Genomic DNA, 16,582 nt, shown 5'->3' on the forward strand with positions numbered 1-16,582 from the left:
GAAGACCATGAGAAATTGATGAAAATACGGTTAAATATGGTCATAACAAGTAAAAGCCGATGATCCTCTAAAAAAGAAACATCGGCTTTGCTTACAAATAATCGGCAAAAGCGGTCACCAGTTGGCTGGACAGTCTTTGCATGGAAGGAGCCAACAACGAGCGTGCCGGTTTCGAGTTCAATTCGATCATCCAGACCTTTCCCTCACGGTCAACACCCATATCAAATCCCAAGAGGCAAAGAGTGGGGTAGCGTATGGAAAGTACCTGCGCGATCTCGATCGCTGCCTTCTCCAACAAAGGGCCTACATGGCTCAGTTCAGGATGGCCTAGCATCAGTTCCTGAAAGGATGTTTTGCGCCCGCCTGCGATGAGGTTGGTAACGACCCCTCCGGCGGCGGCAATTTTGGGTATGATGCCGACAAGCTGCCATTTTCCCTGATCGTTCCGTTGTACCACTACGCGAAAATCGATTTGACCGCCGTCCACTTGAATCAGATTCAAGCCCTGTTGGACAATGTGGCGGATTTGTAAGCGGTGACTCAGCCAACTTTGTAATTCGGAACGATTCATCGTACGTTCAAAGTGACCCTGTTTGTCAGATAAACGGTCCGCTCTAAGATGATACAGTCCGGTGCCTGCATGGGAGATTCGAGTTACACCTTTGCCTCCGTAACCACCTGTTGGTTTGACGTAGACCGAATGAAAACGATCCAACAGGGTAAAAACGTCTTGCGGCTTACGGGCGTACTTTGTTTCCGGTATATAGGACTTTACCGTTTCTTTGCCAATCAAAAACTGGTTTACACGCAATTTGTTCGGGACGAAAGGGTTGAACAGTGGAATGCACAAACGCCGGCAGTTATTTCGGATGGTTCGAGTCATTCCTTTGTTCACCAAATGAACATACACATTGTCATAGACGACGTCAGGCAAACGAAGCTTCACTTGTTTCCAGGATTCAGCTTCGGTTCCAATCTGTAGCCCTACCCACCCGAAAATACGTCGGGTCTCCCAGTCGAAATCTTTCGGATGAACCAAAACGGTAAGCAGTTCCCGTTTCTCTCCTTCCAAAGCCATCATTCGGAATGCATAACCTGGGCGAAATTGGGAACGTTTTGAAGTTCGGCTCGGAACACTGGTCGTCACAATGGCAAAACATTTCTTATGTTTCAAGGACGTCCCTTCTTTTTGATATGGTCATGAACAGTTTATGATCACTTTTCATCCTGGGTGATAGGAAACAGCATGGTTACCGTCGTTCCTGTGCCCAACTTGCTTTCGATCCGAATATCGCCATGGTAATGACTGACAAGCCGCTTCGCAATTGACAGTCCCAATCCGTTGCCGCCTTTTTCTCTGCTGCGTGACTTGTCCACCCGATAAAAACGATCAAACACGTAAGGCAGATCGGATTCCGGAATCCCTTCTCCGAAATCACGGATTTGCAAGGAAAGAAAATGATTCGCACGTGAACCGTGAACCACAATTTTCTTTTCTTTATCCGAATATTTAACCGCATTGTCCAAGAGGATCAACAAAATTTGTGTCAAGTGATTCGGTTTGATTCGAATGGTGGCCGTTCCAATTGCCGATAGTTCACAATCAAAGGTAAAATCCTCATGCAAGAATTGCATGCTGTCAACCGTCCGTTGGATTATATCAACCGGCTGAATGGCGGGCACTTCGGATAGAGAAGGCAATGAGTCTGATTTGCTCAAATCGAGCAGTTCCATCACGAGCAGTTTGAGCCGCTTCACTTCTTGAGTGGCAGAAGCGAGCGATTCTTCCAGAATATTAGGGTCGTTCTTTCCCCACCGATTGAGCAGGGAAAGATGACCTTCGATGATTGAGATGGGCGTCCGCAGCTCGTGAGAAGCGTCTTCCACAAATCGTTTCTGCTGCAGAAATGAGCGTTCCAACCGATCCATCATTTCATTAAAAATCAGCGCCAGTTCAGACAATTCATCCCCGTTATCATGGAACTGTACCCGCTCGCCCAAGCCGTTGTCCCGTATTTTCCTCATCGTAGCCGTTATGGTCTTGACCGGATTCACGAGCTGCCTGGCCAGCAGGTATCCACCGAAACCACTGATGGCCACTGCTACACCGCCGCCGATCACCATAATGGCAAATGCCAATTCAACCAATTGATCAAAACTTTTCAAAGCCCAAACAATCTCCAGGGTTCCTGAGAAAGAAGCGCTCTGCAAGGGAATACGGCTTATGAGTAAGTTCCCATCATACTGTTCGGTCATTGCGGTTTGTGCGGATGTTGCAACCTGAGGCTTCACCTGTTCTGCAGAAAACTGATTGGATACGGTCAGCACGGGCTGGCCCTGATTGTCCAAAATCCGAATCATTTGATTCGGATCTGTCCGTATACTCAAAAACTCGCGGGTTTTATCAAGGTTACCCCGATTCAAAAGCGGGCCCTGTTTTGACAAATAGTTTAGAACTTCCGTCCGGACCTGTTCCATGCGAACTTGCTCTTGGTGGAACATCCAGTTGTTGACCACCAAATACTGAACGAAGTTGTATGCGATAAACAAAACAAAGAGCAGCAGGGAAGACCAGACAGTCAGTTTAAATTGAATCGGCAGACGGGAGAGGTGTATTCGTAATCGGTTCATGATTTCATCACATATCCGGCGCCCCTTATGGTTTGGATCAGACTGTCTTCGCCGGGGCGGTCAATTTTGTTTCGAAGATACCGCACATATACATCGACAATGTTGGTTTCCACCACCGACTCGTACCCCCATACGAGATCAAGCAGGATTTCTCGGGTGAGAACACGGTTGATATTTTTCAGAAAGGTGACGAGCAGGTCATATTCCCGTTTGGTTAGCTCGATCGGCGTATCGCCGCGCTTGACGCTGTGCGATTCTAGGTCCACGATCAAATCTTTCATTTGCAGGAAAGAAGCGGTGTGGCTTGGTTTTTCAATTCGGCGGCTGAGCGACCGCATTCTCGCCAATAACTCTTCAATCGCAAACGGCTTTGGAATATAATCGTCTGCCCCGCTGTCCAATCCGGAAACCCGATCCATCACAGAGTCACGGGCTGTAAGCATAATAATGGGCGTATCCTTGACACTGCGGACTCGCCGGCAGATTTCCAGACCGTTTAAGCCGGGAAGCATCAGGTCAAGCAATATGAGGTCCCATTGGCCGTTCAGCGCTTTCTGCAAACCATCCCGACCTTCATAGGACAATGTCACCACAAATCCTTCATGCTGAAGTTCCAGCTCGATAAACCGGGCCAGATTTTTTTCATCTTCAATGACCAAAATGTTTTTCATCGGTTCCTCCGCCAGAGGCTTGGCGAAAGCCAAGTTTTCTTTATATTGTATCACCGGGAGTGAGAAAATCTCTGAGAGCCAGATGAAAATTCTCTCATTTTTCGACTAAGGGATAAGCAAAATCCCCCAGGGGCTGATAAGCCCATCCTGAGGGATTTCACGATTCTAAAAAACCCGTTTGCAGATTAATACATTCGTTTGACCGAAGTGATATGGTTGTACCAGTAAGAACCTGGTTTCAGCGGCAGGTAGCCGACTTTCCCAAGTCCGCCGCCTTCCTGTATCATCTGTCCGTTGCCCGCGTAAATCCCGACATGGCTTCCGTTGTTAAAAATGACAAGGTCGCCGACCTGCATCTGGCTTTTCGGGACAGGGTTCCCGACCGAAGATGCCTGTACTCTGGATGCTCCGCTCATTTTGTAGCCCAGTGCATGGTGATATACATAGGCGGTAAAGTTTGAGCAGTCAAATCCACTTCCCCCCCGGTCTTTGCTGGCTCCCCAGATATAAGGAGTACCCAGCTGGCTTCTTGCTACCATCAGTACCGCATTTGTTTTGTCCTGCCGCGTTGCGTCGAGCGGCGCTTGTGGTTGAACCGACTGGTCATATGTGACACCCGGCGGCAGATTGAATGATGCCGACCGGGTTGCCGCCGTATGGCTAGTCACTGCTCCCTGGTGCGTCGCCATATGGCGCGTAGCCGCAAAAGACGGACTGACAAACGCTGCGCTAAGCATTCCGATGGCCAACAAAGAAACAACTTTCTTTTTAAACATGAAATACCTCCCTTGTGAAGCCTGCGAGGTTAGCTGACGGGTTCGGATAGAAGGGATTTACCCGACCAAAATTGGTTTCACCCCGGATAACTGGTTCCCCCGCGCCCGATTTCTGGGCTTCGGCTGTTGTGACAACCTTACCATAGTTTCCAACCGGATTTCAGCCTGTAAATTCTGGTAAACTGCTGCAAAGCCAGTAAAAAAGCCGCCTCACGGCGGGCACGTAACTTACAAACAATTTTGGTAGATTTCTATTTTCTCCAAATTAATGTAAACTGTCCACCCAAGAGAATATCTAACCCATTTTTGAATATTTTTCCCGCAACTCTTTAGTGGAGATGACGATCAATTTGGGAATTAATAACTCTTTTTTCGTTTGAATCCGTTGCTTTCCTTGCGGGTGCATCACATACAGCAAGATCTTTAAATAGATGCGGGTGGCGAACGTAAACACCCCTTTTGGCAGATCAAGAATCCGGAAGCCAAACTGATCGGGTCCCCGGTTGATCAAAGAAATGCCGTAAAATCCCTTTACATCTTGAAAGCGCGGGTGTTTTAACAATTGAGCTGCTTTCGGCATCACCTGTTCCGTCAGGCGCACCAAGCGAATCGCCAACTGCAACGGGGAACGGGCATGCGCCCCATATTTAAAGAGAATCTCGTTGTTTAAATGAAGCTCCGCCACACGGTCCCCCGTATGAATTTCTTCCCCGTTTTCAAAGCGGATGGTCTGTCCGCGATACGTGCGAACCCGTACCTTCAACAGTGGATTGGACGGATCAATCGGCTGCAGATGAAAGCATTTATCAAAAAGCCTTTCCCACTTCATCCAGACGGAGACAAGGAGCCGTTTTGGGTAACTGAGCGCCAGTCGGCCGGGTGACAGGCGGCCAGGCGCTTTTATCATTTCGTCAATGCGAACCGGGACAAACCCTTTTGAGAGGATTTGCGGCAACACCTGTTGGAGGGCCGACAGCATCTGTTCCGGTGCGTCATGGTCGGCTCCAGGTGTACTTCCGCAATCATGCAAAAGGATCACGGAGCCGTCCGTGATTCCAGTCAGCAATTTGTTTTTGATCGATTCAGAACCTGTTTTTCGGCTCCAGTCATAAGTCAGAAGCGACCATAACACAATCCGGCAGTGTTGTCGCAAAGTGAAATCGAACAGGTTCAACATGCCCCAGGGCGGCCGATAGTAAACAGGCCGCAGCCCCGTAATCCGCTCAATCGTGTCGGCCGTTGTGCGGACCTGTTTGCGTACTTGCCAGGGAGTCAGCAACCAGTTTGATTGGTGTTTCTCGTTATGAATTCCGATCAGATGACCTTCCCGGTGGATTCTTTCAATGATTTCCGGATAGCGGGCTGCTTTCTCGCCCACGACAAAAAAGCTGGCCTGCACATGGTGTTCCTTCAAAAGATCAAGCAGCATCGGTGTATATTGAGGATGCGGCCCATCGTCGAACGTAAATGCCACGGTGCGTCCGTTTTTGGTTCGTTTGCGAAAACGGATGAAATTGCAGGATCGAACAAGTACAGTCGGGATCGGCCCGTATAGTAGAAACATAAGGACGAGTCCACTTACAAATAGACCTGTCATCCGATTCTCCTCCCCGTATTAGGGTTTCGGCGGCAACAGACGTTGAAACGGGTACAGCAGATAGAAAATAGAGATGCCTAACAGCAATACGGCGCTGATTGCGATCGTTGCCGATTCATACAGCCAGTCAGCGATCCAACCGCCAATCACTGGCCCGAACATGACGCCGATTCCTTCCACGCTGGAAAAAATCCCCCATCCAACGCCTTGCTGGTCATCCGGTACATGATAGGATAAAAGGGCGTTCCAGGCAGGGAGTACAGCCGAATAGGACAATCCCATTACGGCGGCCAGAAAGAGCGCCTGATTTAATTGGGAGACGAACAGCAGTGCGTACAGGGAGAAAGCTAACAGACCAAAACCCAGAACCAGAAACCATTTTTTATTGAATCGGTCAGACAGCTTTCCCATCGGGATTAATCCTGCGACTGCAAAAACACCCCCTGCAATCATTGTATAGGAATACGTAGCATGAGAAAAGCCGAGAACTTTTGTTGTAAATGTAGGCATGACGGGAACCAGCATGCCGGCTGCCGCTGTCTGCAGAACCATGCCGGGCAGCAGAGGTTTTAATTTTTTCAGGCGGTCCCAGAGACGTTTCAACTGTTGCCCAAACGAGGGTGTGTCTCCTGTTGAAATCCGTTCGTCAGAAAGACGGAATGAAATCAGCCAGGCGATGAGCCAGAGACCGATTAGGACAAATAAGGAAAGCGAGTAACTATAATCTATGAGAAAATTAATAGCTACCGGCCCCGCACCCAGGCCAATTAACCATAACGTATAGAGCATCCCCATTCTGGTTGCCCGCTCGTTCTGCCTGACCTGGCTGAGACAGACGATCCAGATGGGAGAAGCCCCGATTCCAAACAAGGCAGAGGACAGTATTAGAATCCAGGCAAGATGTGCGTACTGTGTGGCAAATAAACCGATTGCCGACAGGAGTAATCCTGCGAACACAATCGTCCGCGCCGAAAAACGGTCGAGCAGGTAGCCGATCCAAATTTTAAAAACCGTGTCTGTCAGGTAATGAGCTGTTATAGCCGTACCGGCAATTGATATGGGCAATCCGAGCTCATCCACCGAATAGGTCGGCAGAAAGGCGATCAGATAGGCGCCGCGTACAAATTCAACGAGAAACAGAATGATCGTGATACTCATAATCAACGCCTTTCCATCATTTGCAAGATATCTTCCACTACGGACTGACTGGCGTTCCGTTTCTGAAGCTGTCTGGCAGCCGCTTTCATTTCAGATAAAAGCTGTGTATCGGATAATAAAACTGGCAGTTTATTCCGGGCTTCCGATATGTTTTGAATAATGCAGGCGGCTCCTTTTTGGGACAAATACTCCGCGTTATCGCGTTCTTGCCCTGGAACCGGTTGAAAAATAATGACCGGTACACTGACCGCCATCGCTTCCGCCAGGGTGACGCCGCCTGCTTTTGTAAAAATGCAGGTCGAGATTTGCATGAGTTCATGTATTTGATCCGTAAACCCGAACAGGTATACGAAAGGGTGCTTCGCATAACGGTTCCTGAGATGCTCCAGCAGGCTGCGGTTCTTACCGCATACCACTATGATTTGCAAATCCCTGATTTGTATGATTGTCTCGATCACAGTTTCCAGGTCCTGCATCACACCGTAGGCCCCGGCCAGCAGGAGGATCGTCTTTTTGGCGGGGGCCAAACCGTATTTTTGGTAAATCATGTTAGGGTCCGCAATGGACGTGAATGCCTTGCGCAGCGGGATACCGCTTACATAAATCTTATCGGACGGTATCCCGCGATCCATGATCTTCTGCCGTAAATCATCTGTTGCTGTGTAAAATCGGTCGATGCCCGAATGCAGCCAGCGTTGGTGCAGGGAGAAATCGGTGATCACCGTGTAAAGATAAAGCGGGAAGCCGAGTCGGTCCCGCATGGCGGCCAACGTTTGAATCGGAAACGTATGAATTACAGCATCCGGGCGTTCGTTATGAATTACATGTTGCAATTTCCGCTTGCCAAATAACCGCAACCATTTAAAAAAAAGTGCGTCGTAGGGCAGGTCTTTCGTTCTGTCATAGACCTCTCCATAGAGGGATGGGGCAAGCGTATAGCTTTTCAAGTAAGCAAGACGCACCCAGGCATTAATCCATGGATGCGCCTCCCCGAATAAATCCACTACGGTTACCGATGCGATTCCTTTTTCCTGAAATTCGGCCTGTAATGCGTGTGATACTTGCGAGTGCCCGTCACCGTAACTGGATGACAGAATCAATATGCGAGAATCATTCATAGTTGTGCAATCCATTCCTGATTCGAATAGTATGGAGTCTGCGGTCTGCGTGCGACCTGCAGGATGATGTCTGCTGCATCGAATGCTGACCGTTTCGTGTTGAAGCGGAGAGCATTTTGTTCCATTTTCCAAAGCATTTGCGGGTTACTGAGAATATGCGCCAGTTTTTCCAACAGATCACGATCATCTGCTGCTTCGGTGGCGACTCCCGCTTTCAGAAAGAACTTGGCATTGTCCCGTTCCTGTCCCGGCAGCGACTTGTAAAACAGCATCGGAAGTTGCTGGGCAACGGCTTCCGAAGTAGTTAATCCGCCTGCTTTTGTGATTAACAGGTCGGATGCGTTCATTAACTCATGAACATAATCGATGTAACCCGTGAGAATCACCCGATGTCTGGAGGCGGGAAGCTGTTCCTCCAAACGATGAAGCAATTTTTGATTGTGTCCGCATACGATAATCAGTTGAATGTTATGCGGAAGATGGTTAAAGGATGCCAGGTCGATCAAACCTTCACCCAAAATTCCAACTCCGCCGCCCATCATAAGCACAGTGGGCAAGTTGGGATCCAGACCGAGTTTTTCCCGGATCGTTTTCTTAGGCTGTAATCGCGAGAATTCAGGCCGAATCGGAATGCCCGTAACCGAGATATTGGACGGCTCGACTCCGGAGCGGATCAAGGCTCGGCGAACCGGTTCAGAACCTACGATGTACTGATCCGTAAACGGGTGGATCCAGTAACTATGATCCGTATGGTCGGTAATGACCGTTACAGTCGGCAGATCGATCAACCCCTGTTCTTTAAGCAGAGATACGGCTGCGGCTGCCAGGGGGAACGTGCTGACGATGACAGATGGCCTCACTGCTTCAATCATCCGCACCATTCGGCGAATACTGAGCAGGTTGAACGTTTTCAGTATGGCGGACGAATGAACGCCGCGTGTTTTTTGAAACAGGTATCCGTAGACTGAAGGGAATTTCTGGACACCGCGCAGAAACACATAACGACTGATCGGATAGACGTAAGGGTGGAACCAACGCATGAAATCCAACATAATCGGTTTGTGATCCGGATTTCCCAAGCGAATCGCCTCCCGTAGGGCGGCTGCTGCCTGCTGGTGACCGTCTCCATAATTCGAGGACAGTAGCAGAATTCTTTTACTCGACAAAGAATCTGTCATAACCCTCTCCTCCCTGTTACTTCTATGCTACCAAATTTTCACATCAAATTTCAAAACGATTGTATGAAACATGATACGGGAACTTTGCACGTTTGATGTCACATTCAGGGCAAAGCTTGACACACTATTAGTATAAAAAACTATTATGAAGCTTTTATTAATTTTGAATGAGAGAATCATGTGAGGGGGTACGGACACAAGTTTCCAGAGATTTCCGAAACCATGTAGCGTGGGGGAGAAGGGAAACTAAGGCACGCCTACGCCAGAGGCTTGGCTTGGCGAAGCCAAGTTACATAAGATGCAAAGGAGAGTGGGAGCGATGACAAAACATTGCATACGGATTCTTGGATATGACGTTCCGGCCGGACCAGCCAATGAGCCGCCTCGATGTGGCGATTATGTTGGTCAAAGGTCTTGGATTGCAAACGCTGCTTTCCGCTAAAGATGTGGTGAATCAATCGCTTGCATTTAAAGATTTGGCAAATTTATCGGAATCACAGTTGAATTATCTTAAAATCGTTAACGGGTTTGGTCTTATGGTGGGAGGCGACGGCATCAGTTTTCGCCCGAACGACGCGGTTACACGAACAGAGGCAGCCGTCCTGCTGGTAAGGGTGTTGGGATATGAAGAAGATGCGAAGGCGATTCAGTATCCACGGCTTTCTTTTGTGGATGCGGCTGATATTCCCGCGTGGGCGGCTCCTTCTGTGCAAGTAGCGGTACAGCATGGACGATTGTAGGGTATCCGGCAGACAACGGACGGTTTTCTCTCCAATCGACGACCGTGCGGACAATTGACGTGATCGTGGACCAAGCGAAAGGAAAAGGAATTACCTGTCCAGTCAGGCCCAAATAGATGAGCAAGCGGTTGTTGTGCGGGTTGAAGGACAAGTGAAAGAGGTACGAAACGATGGCAAACAGCTGGTTGTCGATATAGGCAACGGGAATCAGGTACAAGACATGTGGAATACGATACTGGATTCGGTTACTAACCGGGCGGACGGAACTGACAGTAAGTGACTGTCAACATCACAGATCATACCTTGCTGCTTGCAGGCGGAAAAACGATTACAGCGGCAGACCTGAAAGCAGGCGATCACGTATCGGTGGTCTGGAATGCGGCTGCTTCGAAAAATGATGGGTGCCAGAAGCAACGGAGGTTCGGGTGTTTGCGGATGAGAAGCGGGGATGGGGAGATTGGAGATCGTTTAAGTGGAATGGGATTGAGAACAGCATTAAGACGTAAGGGAAAAGGGATCTGTATGATACGGAGGGCAAGAGCAGATCTCATTAGGTAAGGACAAAGGGTGCCGCCGCAGGGGGCGGAGGCAGATCGGTATTGAACGGATTATGAGGAAATTAATTTGGGGATGGAGTTATAAGGTGCTCGGAGTGTTTCGTTTCTGCTATTTTGGCGGCGGATGCGGTGAACTCTCCGGGTTTTTGTTTGAAAATTCCTGTTATGTTAACTACTTTCTATCGAACAAGAGGAAAAAGAATGGTAGAATGGTGTCGAAGTGGAGATACAAGGTTGGGTAAACAGCTGACGCATATGTTATCTGGGGATCTTTAGATCAAAGGTGAAATATTGTGAGAGTGCGAGAAAAACGTAGAAAACATTAATTTATTGAGGGAGGAGTATACTTGGAAATGAATTTGACTTCAAAAAAAGAATTAGGTATTGGATTAAGTGCAGGGGAAAAGCATTATCGCGCTTTTGTTGGTCCACCGGAAAAATATGATATTGTTTCGGCAATGCAATTTAACCTGCTTACTTTTTTAGGTTTGAGGGAACATCATCGTCTATTAGATATTGGATGCGGTTCCTTAAGAGTTGGGAGATTGTTATTGCCATATCTTTTACCAGGTAATTATTTCGGAATAGAACCTGAGGAGTGGTTAGTAAAGGAAGGAATAAAACAATTAGGCGATGATTTAATAGAATTAAAACTACCAAGTTTTTTATATAGAACTGATTTCCCTGCAAGTGAATTCGGTGTTGTATTTGATTATGCAATCGCTCAATCTATTTTTTCCCATGCTAGTCAACAACAGATTTCACAATGTTTAGATCAAGTCAAGAAATGTTTAGCTCCGCATGGTATTCTTGCGGCAACATTTATCTCAGGCGACACTGATTATGATGGAACAGAATGGGTGTATCCTGGATGTGTAGACTATACAGAAAAAACAATGGCCAAACTTGCTAATGCAAGCGGTCTGGAATTTAAAATTATAGATTGGCCTCACCCAAATGGCCAAACTTGGAGCTTATTTTATCATAAGGATAACAATAACGAAGTACCCGATCCTACGTATAAACTCATAACAGATACAAGACAACAATTACCACTCATAAAAGTGGATCAATTTATAGATGAGCACAATGAATCTGTTGGGTCATTCGATTCTATGCATTTACTCGGAAGAAAATATATATTACGTGGTTGGTCGAGGAATCCAATTACTCAAAGACCATCAGAAAAAGTAATCGTAACAAATGAAAATCACCAAATAATTTCCCAAACAAAGATAGACGTTGTACGTGAGGATGTTGGTCAAGCATATAATAGCGCTGAAATGAATATATCTGGTTGGGAAATATATATTGATAAAAAGGAGATACCGAGTAGTACAAAAAGATTATTTGTCTACAGTTATTGCGATGGCATTCTATACAAATTATACGGAGAATTTGAAGTCAAATTCTAAGAAGTAACACGCTTACCATCTCATCTGGCAAGCGGCTTAGTGTACGCAAGGCGGCTTAATTTCGGTCGCCTTATATATTACCTAATTCTTAAACTCAAGTTTGACACCAAACCACTGCCTGTGGATAACGGAGTGTGATAAGCACAAGGATTATCCACATTTTTTGTTTTTTATAGCATCTTTGTAGTGTTATGTGGATAACTTTTGTGTTTCTTTTTATTGAAATAAATGGTATTCAATTGATGCTATGTTTATTCGAATCAACAAACAGAAAAACAAGGATGGTTCCATCCGTCAATATCTTCAACTTTGCCAGACATTCCGTGTCGATCAGAAAGTTCGTCAGCAAACGCTCTTGACTCTCGGGAGGCTGGAAGATTTACAACAGGGCTCGCTCGATACCCTAATCGAGGGGTTGGCCAAATTTTCAGAGCGTTATGCGCAACGGATTCATGGGCAAGGGGCCTCTTCCGTCGCTGTCTTGTGGACGAAAGAGTTTGGACCGGCGTATCTCTTTCGCAAGATCTGGGAGCAACTTGGGATGGGGCGATTCCTGCGGAAACTGTTGGATGATGCCGAGATTCCGGTCCAGTACGAGGAAGCCACCTTTGCCATGGTCCTCAATCGCTTGATGGATCCCTTCAGCAAGTACCGTATCTTTCGGCAGTGGGTACAGACGGTCTATGCGCAGGGATTCGATGACATCCCATTGCACCACTATTATCGTGCTCTGGATTTTCTGACTGAGCACAAAGATTTGATTGAACAGCAGCTTTACGGCAGGCTCACCGATCTCACTACGCTGGACCTCGATTTGGTGTTTTATGACACGACCAGCACTTACTTTGAAGGCGAGGAAACCGATGACCTTGCCCAATACGGATATTCCAAGGATCATCGCGGGGATCGGAAGCAGGTCGTCATCGGCCTGCTCATGACCAAACAAGGGATTCCGATTGCCCATCAGGTATTCCCGGGCAACCTGCATGACACCAAAACCTTTGGCATGGTGATCGAGGATTTGAAAAAACGGTTCTCCGTTCGAAAAGTGATTCTTGTGGGAGACAGGGGAATGGTGAGTGAAGCCAACCGGGAACAAATCCGTACCCTGGGCATGGAATATGTGGTGGGTGTCAAACTCCGCAAATCACAACAGGCGCAAGAACTCCTTTCTATCCGCGGCCGGTTCAAAAAAATCCGGAAGAACCTCGAAATCAAGTCGAAGGAAATCAACGGAGAGACCTATGTTCTTTGCTATAATCCGGATGCAGCCCTACGAGATGAGACCTCCCGGCAAGTGATCCTGGAGAAATTGCAAAGCAAGCTGGACCAATTGGGGCCTTCCGGCCTTGTAAAGAACAGGGCGTACTCCCAATATCTCACCATCGACAAAGCATCCGCCCGAATCGACGAAACAAAAGTCGAAGAAGATACCAAGTTCGACGGCAAATATGCGATTCGCACGAATTCGTCGCTGACACCGGATGAGGCGGCGTTGGTGTACAAAGAACTGTGGCGAGTGGAACAAGCCTTTCGCAACCTCAAAGACAATTTGGAGCTTCGACCGATGTATCATCGCCGGGAAAGCCGGATTCGGGGGCACATCATGGTGTGTTTTTTCGCTTTGGTCATGGAATCGTATCTTGCGTTGCGTCTGAAAGAAACGGGATGCACCACGAGTGTCAAAGATGTCTTGCACGATGTCAGCCAGATGAAGGCATCTCTCATCCGTGTAGAAGGTCAAGAGCAAATCATTCGCACGGAACTTCATGGTGAAGCGAATGCAGCCTTTGTGGCGATTGGAACCCAAGCCCCGCCAAGAGTAATGACAGATACATGGCAGGAAAGAGTGTAGTGGCAGGGAAATCAAGGAAATCCCTTAATCCAAAAGATTATGGGCTAATCCTTTGTGTGTCGTTTCAAACTTGAGTATAACTTATTTATCGCCTCCTTGTGTCTCACCTTATGGGTTCATTGTACTGGAGTACTGAGGTTGGTGGGAAAAACGGGTGATTGACCTATTGGAAAACGAACTTTAGAAAGCGACCGAGCAAGCCGGAAAAATAAGCGAGAGCCTATTCTTCACTTCGGGGCAGGCTCTTCTGGTTTGTTTCAGTTAGTAGATGAGTTGGCTCAGAGCGAGCGGTTTATGTTGGAGAATGAATTGATGGATACCAATGAAAAGGACTCTGATTACTTGGAAACTTCCATTTTATAAAACTTGGTCAATCCATGCTATGTGACGCATGAAAAGATTGTGGAGGAAACAAAAACTTCGGTGTTTGTTTGAAAATTCCTGTTATGTTAACTGATTTCTATCGAATACAAGGAAAAAGAATGGTAGAATGGTGTCGAAGTGTGCGGGTATAGTCGATTTTCATTATATTTGGAGGAACATATGCAAACCCATCTTCAGGTGGCCAAACAAAAACAAGCAGTTTGGAACCCGCTCTCAATAATTTCAAACCTGATAAAACATAAGGAATTAATTAAACAATTAACAAAACGGGAAGTGGTAGCTCGTTACAAAGGTTCCTATCTAGGGATAGCTTGGTCGTTTCTTACCCCATTATTGATGCTCGTGATTTACACATTCGTATTTAGCGTTATTTTTAAAGCGAAGTGGGGTGTCGGAAGCGATAGCAAGACGGAGTTTGCACTTGTTTTGTTTTGTGGGCTTATTACTTATAATTTGTTTTCGGAAGTGGTCTCAAGGGCACCCAGTTTGATTCTGGCTAACGTGAATTATGTGAAGAAAGTCGTGTTTCCGTTGGAAATTCTTCCTGTAGTGGCATTGGGTTCGGCGTTAGTGAACCTTGCGATTAGTTTGGTAATTTTGATCGTGGGTTTGGCAATTCTGTTGCAGACATTTCATTGGACCATTGTGTTATTACCGTTGGTTTTGCTGCCATTGGTTTTATTTACAACGGGGTTTGCTTGGTTTCTTGCATCTTTAGGTGTTTATATTCGGGATATCGGGCAAGTCATTGGTGTGGCCATTCAAATTTTGATGTTTATGAGCCCGATTTTTTATCCGATTTCATCCATTCCTAAGGAGTTTCAGGAGTTCTTTTATTGGAACCCGATAAGTTTTGTGGTCGAGGATATGAGAAGAATTTTGGTGTGGGGACAGTTTCCGGATTGGAATTGGTTATTGTTTGGTACGTTGCTTGGTGGACTGTTTACTGTTTTGGGATATGTTTGGTTTCAGCGTACAAGAGGGGGGTTTGCGGATGTCCTCTGATGTGAAAGTAGTTGATCAATTGAATAGTACTAAACAAGCGGAAAAATCGGCTGATATAAACGCTACCAGTAATATTGCCATTTCGGTTAAAAATGTTGGTAAGTGTTTTCAAATTTATGATCGACCGCAGGATCGTTTAAAGCAAAGTATTTTTCGAGGTCGCCGGCAATATTACCGGGAGTTCTGGGCGTTAAAGGATGTGTCATTCGAAGTTAAAAAAGGAGAGACTATAGGGATTATCGGTCGCAACGGATCCGGTAAAAGTACATTATTACAGATTATAGCCGGCACTCTGAGCCCTACTGAGGGGGAAGTACAGGTGAACGGAAGAGTTGCCGCTCTTTTGGAACTGGGTAGCGGATTTAACCCCGAGTTCACGGGGCGGGAAAATGTCTTTATGAACGGTGCTATTCTTGGTCTAAGCAAGGAAGATACAGATTCTCTCTTTGAAGATATAGTAGCCTTTGCAGACATTGGTGATTTCATCGATCAACCAGTCAAGACCTATTCCAGTGGTATGGCAGTTCGGCTGGCCTTCGCAGTACAAGCTATGATCCCCAAAGAAGTCCTTATCGTCGATGAAGCTCTTGCAGTGGGTGATGAACTATTCCAACGTAAGTGTTACGCCAAAATCGAAGAGTTTAAGCGACAAGGCGGCACGATTCTTTTCGTTTCTCACTCCGGTTCAACGATCATTGAGCTTTGTGACCGTGCCATGTTGCTTGATTCTGGTGAGTCTCTCTTAATAGGTCCAAGCAAAAGAGTCGTAAACTTGTATCAGAAATATATCTATGCACCTGCTTCGAAAAAAGAATTAATACGTCAAGAGATGATAGAACAATCTCAACAGTTTTCGGGTGAAGTGAATACTAAAGTACAATTGGCTGGCACTCAAAAGAGAGCAGAACGTGTTGAACAAAGTTCAGAAGCAAAACAAGTTCGCCAGAGAGCTATGTACGATCCATTTTTGGTTCCTAAAGAAACACTCCAATATGAATCCCGTGGAGCTAAAATATATAATCCCGAAATCACGACTCTAACCGGGGAAAAAGTAAATCTTTTAATTCCAGGCGATAGATATATCTGGCGTTACTATGTCAAATTTCACAAACCGTGTCAAAACCTTCGGTTTGGGATGTTGATTAAGACAGCGAGTGGCTTTGAGTTAGGCGGATCTGTTTCATCGTTCTCGGGTGAGGGGGTATCTTTTTTACAAAGTGGGGATATAGTTAAAGTTGAATTTACCTTTACGCCTAGATTAAACACGGGAACCTATTTTCTAAATGGGGGAGTATTGGGGTTAACTGAAGAAGGTGAAGTTTATCTTGATAGAGGAATTGATTTGGCTGCATTCAAAATACTCCATAATGAAGATTCTTTAATGACATCCATAGTAGACTTTAGCGTAGTTCCTGAAGTTATAGAAGTAGCCGGTCCAGATATTCCAGAAAGTAAAATCGAAGGTTTTCTGCACTCCTTGCATGAATGTTAAAAATA

Annotated in this window: 14 protein-coding genes and 1 riboswitch; of the genes, 6 read left to right on the forward strand and 8 right to left on the reverse strand. The window is 46.4% G+C overall.

Features of this window, described 5'->3' with window-relative positions; all coding sequences use genetic code 11:
• Positions 1-91 precede the first annotated feature (91 nt).
• The 8 genes from skT53_RS14150 to skT53_RS14185 form a co-directional block, all read right to left on the reverse strand.
• Positions 92-1,174: a YheC/YheD family endospore coat-associated protein gene (locus skT53_RS14150; RefSeq protein ID WP_200758145.1), complete on the reverse strand. Its 1,083-nt coding sequence runs from the start codon at positions 1,172-1,174 to the stop codon at positions 92-94.
• A gap of 41 nt (positions 1,175-1,215) precedes the next feature.
• Positions 1,216-2,631, reverse strand: a complete 1,416-nt coding sequence (locus skT53_RS14155) for a HAMP domain-containing sensor histidine kinase (RefSeq protein ID WP_200758147.1) — start codon at positions 2,629-2,631, stop codon at positions 1,216-1,218.
• Complete coding sequence (locus skT53_RS14160) at positions 2,628-3,302, reverse strand: response regulator transcription factor (RefSeq protein ID WP_200758149.1); 675 nt, start codon at positions 3,300-3,302, stop codon at positions 2,628-2,630. The genes skT53_RS14155 and skT53_RS14160 overlap by 4 nt, the downstream gene beginning before the upstream one ends.
• 185 nt (positions 3,303-3,487) lie before the next feature.
• On the reverse strand, positions 3,488-4,078 hold the full coding sequence (locus tag skT53_RS14165) for a C40 family peptidase (RefSeq protein ID WP_200758151.1): 591 nt from the start codon (positions 4,076-4,078) through the stop codon (positions 3,488-3,490).
• A 2-nt stretch (positions 4,079-4,080) separates the two neighbouring features.
• Positions 4,081-4,213: riboswitch (cyclic di-AMP (ydaO/yuaA leader) on the reverse strand.
• Positions 4,214-4,373: 160 nt separating this feature from the next.
• Positions 4,374-5,675: a polysaccharide deacetylase family protein gene (locus tag skT53_RS14170; RefSeq protein WP_200758153.1), complete on the reverse strand. Its 1,302-nt coding sequence runs from the start codon at positions 5,673-5,675 to the stop codon at positions 4,374-4,376.
• 18 nt (positions 5,676-5,693) lie between these two features.
• The gene (locus skT53_RS14175; protein WP_200758155.1) at positions 5,694-6,833 is read right to left on the reverse strand and encodes an MFS transporter; all 1,140 of its coding nucleotides are present in this window, start codon (positions 6,831-6,833) and stop codon (positions 5,694-5,696) included.
• A gap of 2 nt (positions 6,834-6,835) precedes the next feature.
• Positions 6,836-7,951 carry an MGDG synthase family glycosyltransferase gene (locus skT53_RS14180; protein ID WP_200758157.1) on the reverse strand — a complete coding sequence of 372 codons (1,116 nt, stop codon included), beginning with the start codon at positions 7,949-7,951 and terminating at the stop codon, positions 6,836-6,838.
• Positions 7,948-9,129: an MGDG synthase family glycosyltransferase gene (locus tag skT53_RS14185; protein WP_200758158.1), complete on the reverse strand. Its 1,182-nt coding sequence runs from the start codon at positions 9,127-9,129 to the stop codon at positions 7,948-7,950. Before skT53_RS14185 ends, skT53_RS14180 begins: the two co-directional genes overlap by 4 nt.
• A 350-nt stretch (positions 9,130-9,479) precedes the next feature.
• Here skT53_RS14185 and skT53_RS14190 point away from each other — a divergent pair, with 350 nt between their 5' ends.
• From skT53_RS14190 to skT53_RS14210, 6 genes are all read left to right on the forward strand, one after another.
• Positions 9,480-9,869: an S-layer homology domain-containing protein gene (locus skT53_RS14190; protein WP_200758160.1), complete on the forward strand. Its 390-nt coding sequence runs from the start codon at positions 9,480-9,482 to the stop codon at positions 9,867-9,869.
• Positions 9,870-10,020: 151 nt separating this feature from the next.
• Positions 10,021-10,149, forward strand: coding sequence for a hypothetical protein (locus skT53_RS18900; protein WP_264175972.1), 129 nt, complete (start codon positions 10,021-10,023; stop codon positions 10,147-10,149).
• Positions 10,150-10,779: 630 nt separating this feature from the next.
• A complete protein-coding gene (locus tag skT53_RS14195; protein ID WP_226375451.1) occupies positions 10,780-11,841 on the forward strand; it encodes a class I SAM-dependent methyltransferase in 1,062 nt (353 codons plus the stop codon).
• A gap of 247 nt (positions 11,842-12,088) precedes the next feature.
• Complete coding sequence (locus skT53_RS14200; RefSeq protein ID WP_200758164.1) at positions 12,089-13,696, forward strand: IS1634 family transposase; 1,608 nt, start codon at positions 12,089-12,091, stop codon at positions 13,694-13,696.
• A gap of 543 nt (positions 13,697-14,239) precedes the next feature.
• Entirely contained in the window at positions 14,240-15,085 is an 846-nt protein-coding gene (locus skT53_RS14205) for an ABC transporter permease (protein ID WP_200758166.1), read from the forward strand.
• Positions 15,075-16,577 carry an ABC transporter ATP-binding protein gene (locus skT53_RS14210; RefSeq protein ID WP_200758168.1) on the forward strand — a complete coding sequence of 501 codons (1,503 nt, stop codon included), beginning with the start codon at positions 15,075-15,077 and terminating at the stop codon, positions 16,575-16,577. The genes skT53_RS14205 and skT53_RS14210 overlap by 11 nt, the downstream gene beginning before the upstream one ends.
• The last annotated feature ends 5 nt before the right edge of the window (positions 16,578-16,582 follow it).

The sequence above is a fragment of the Effusibacillus dendaii genome, assembly GCF_015097055.1.
Classification (GTDB): Bacteria; Bacillota; Bacilli; order Tumebacillales; family Effusibacillaceae; genus Effusibacillus; species Effusibacillus dendaii.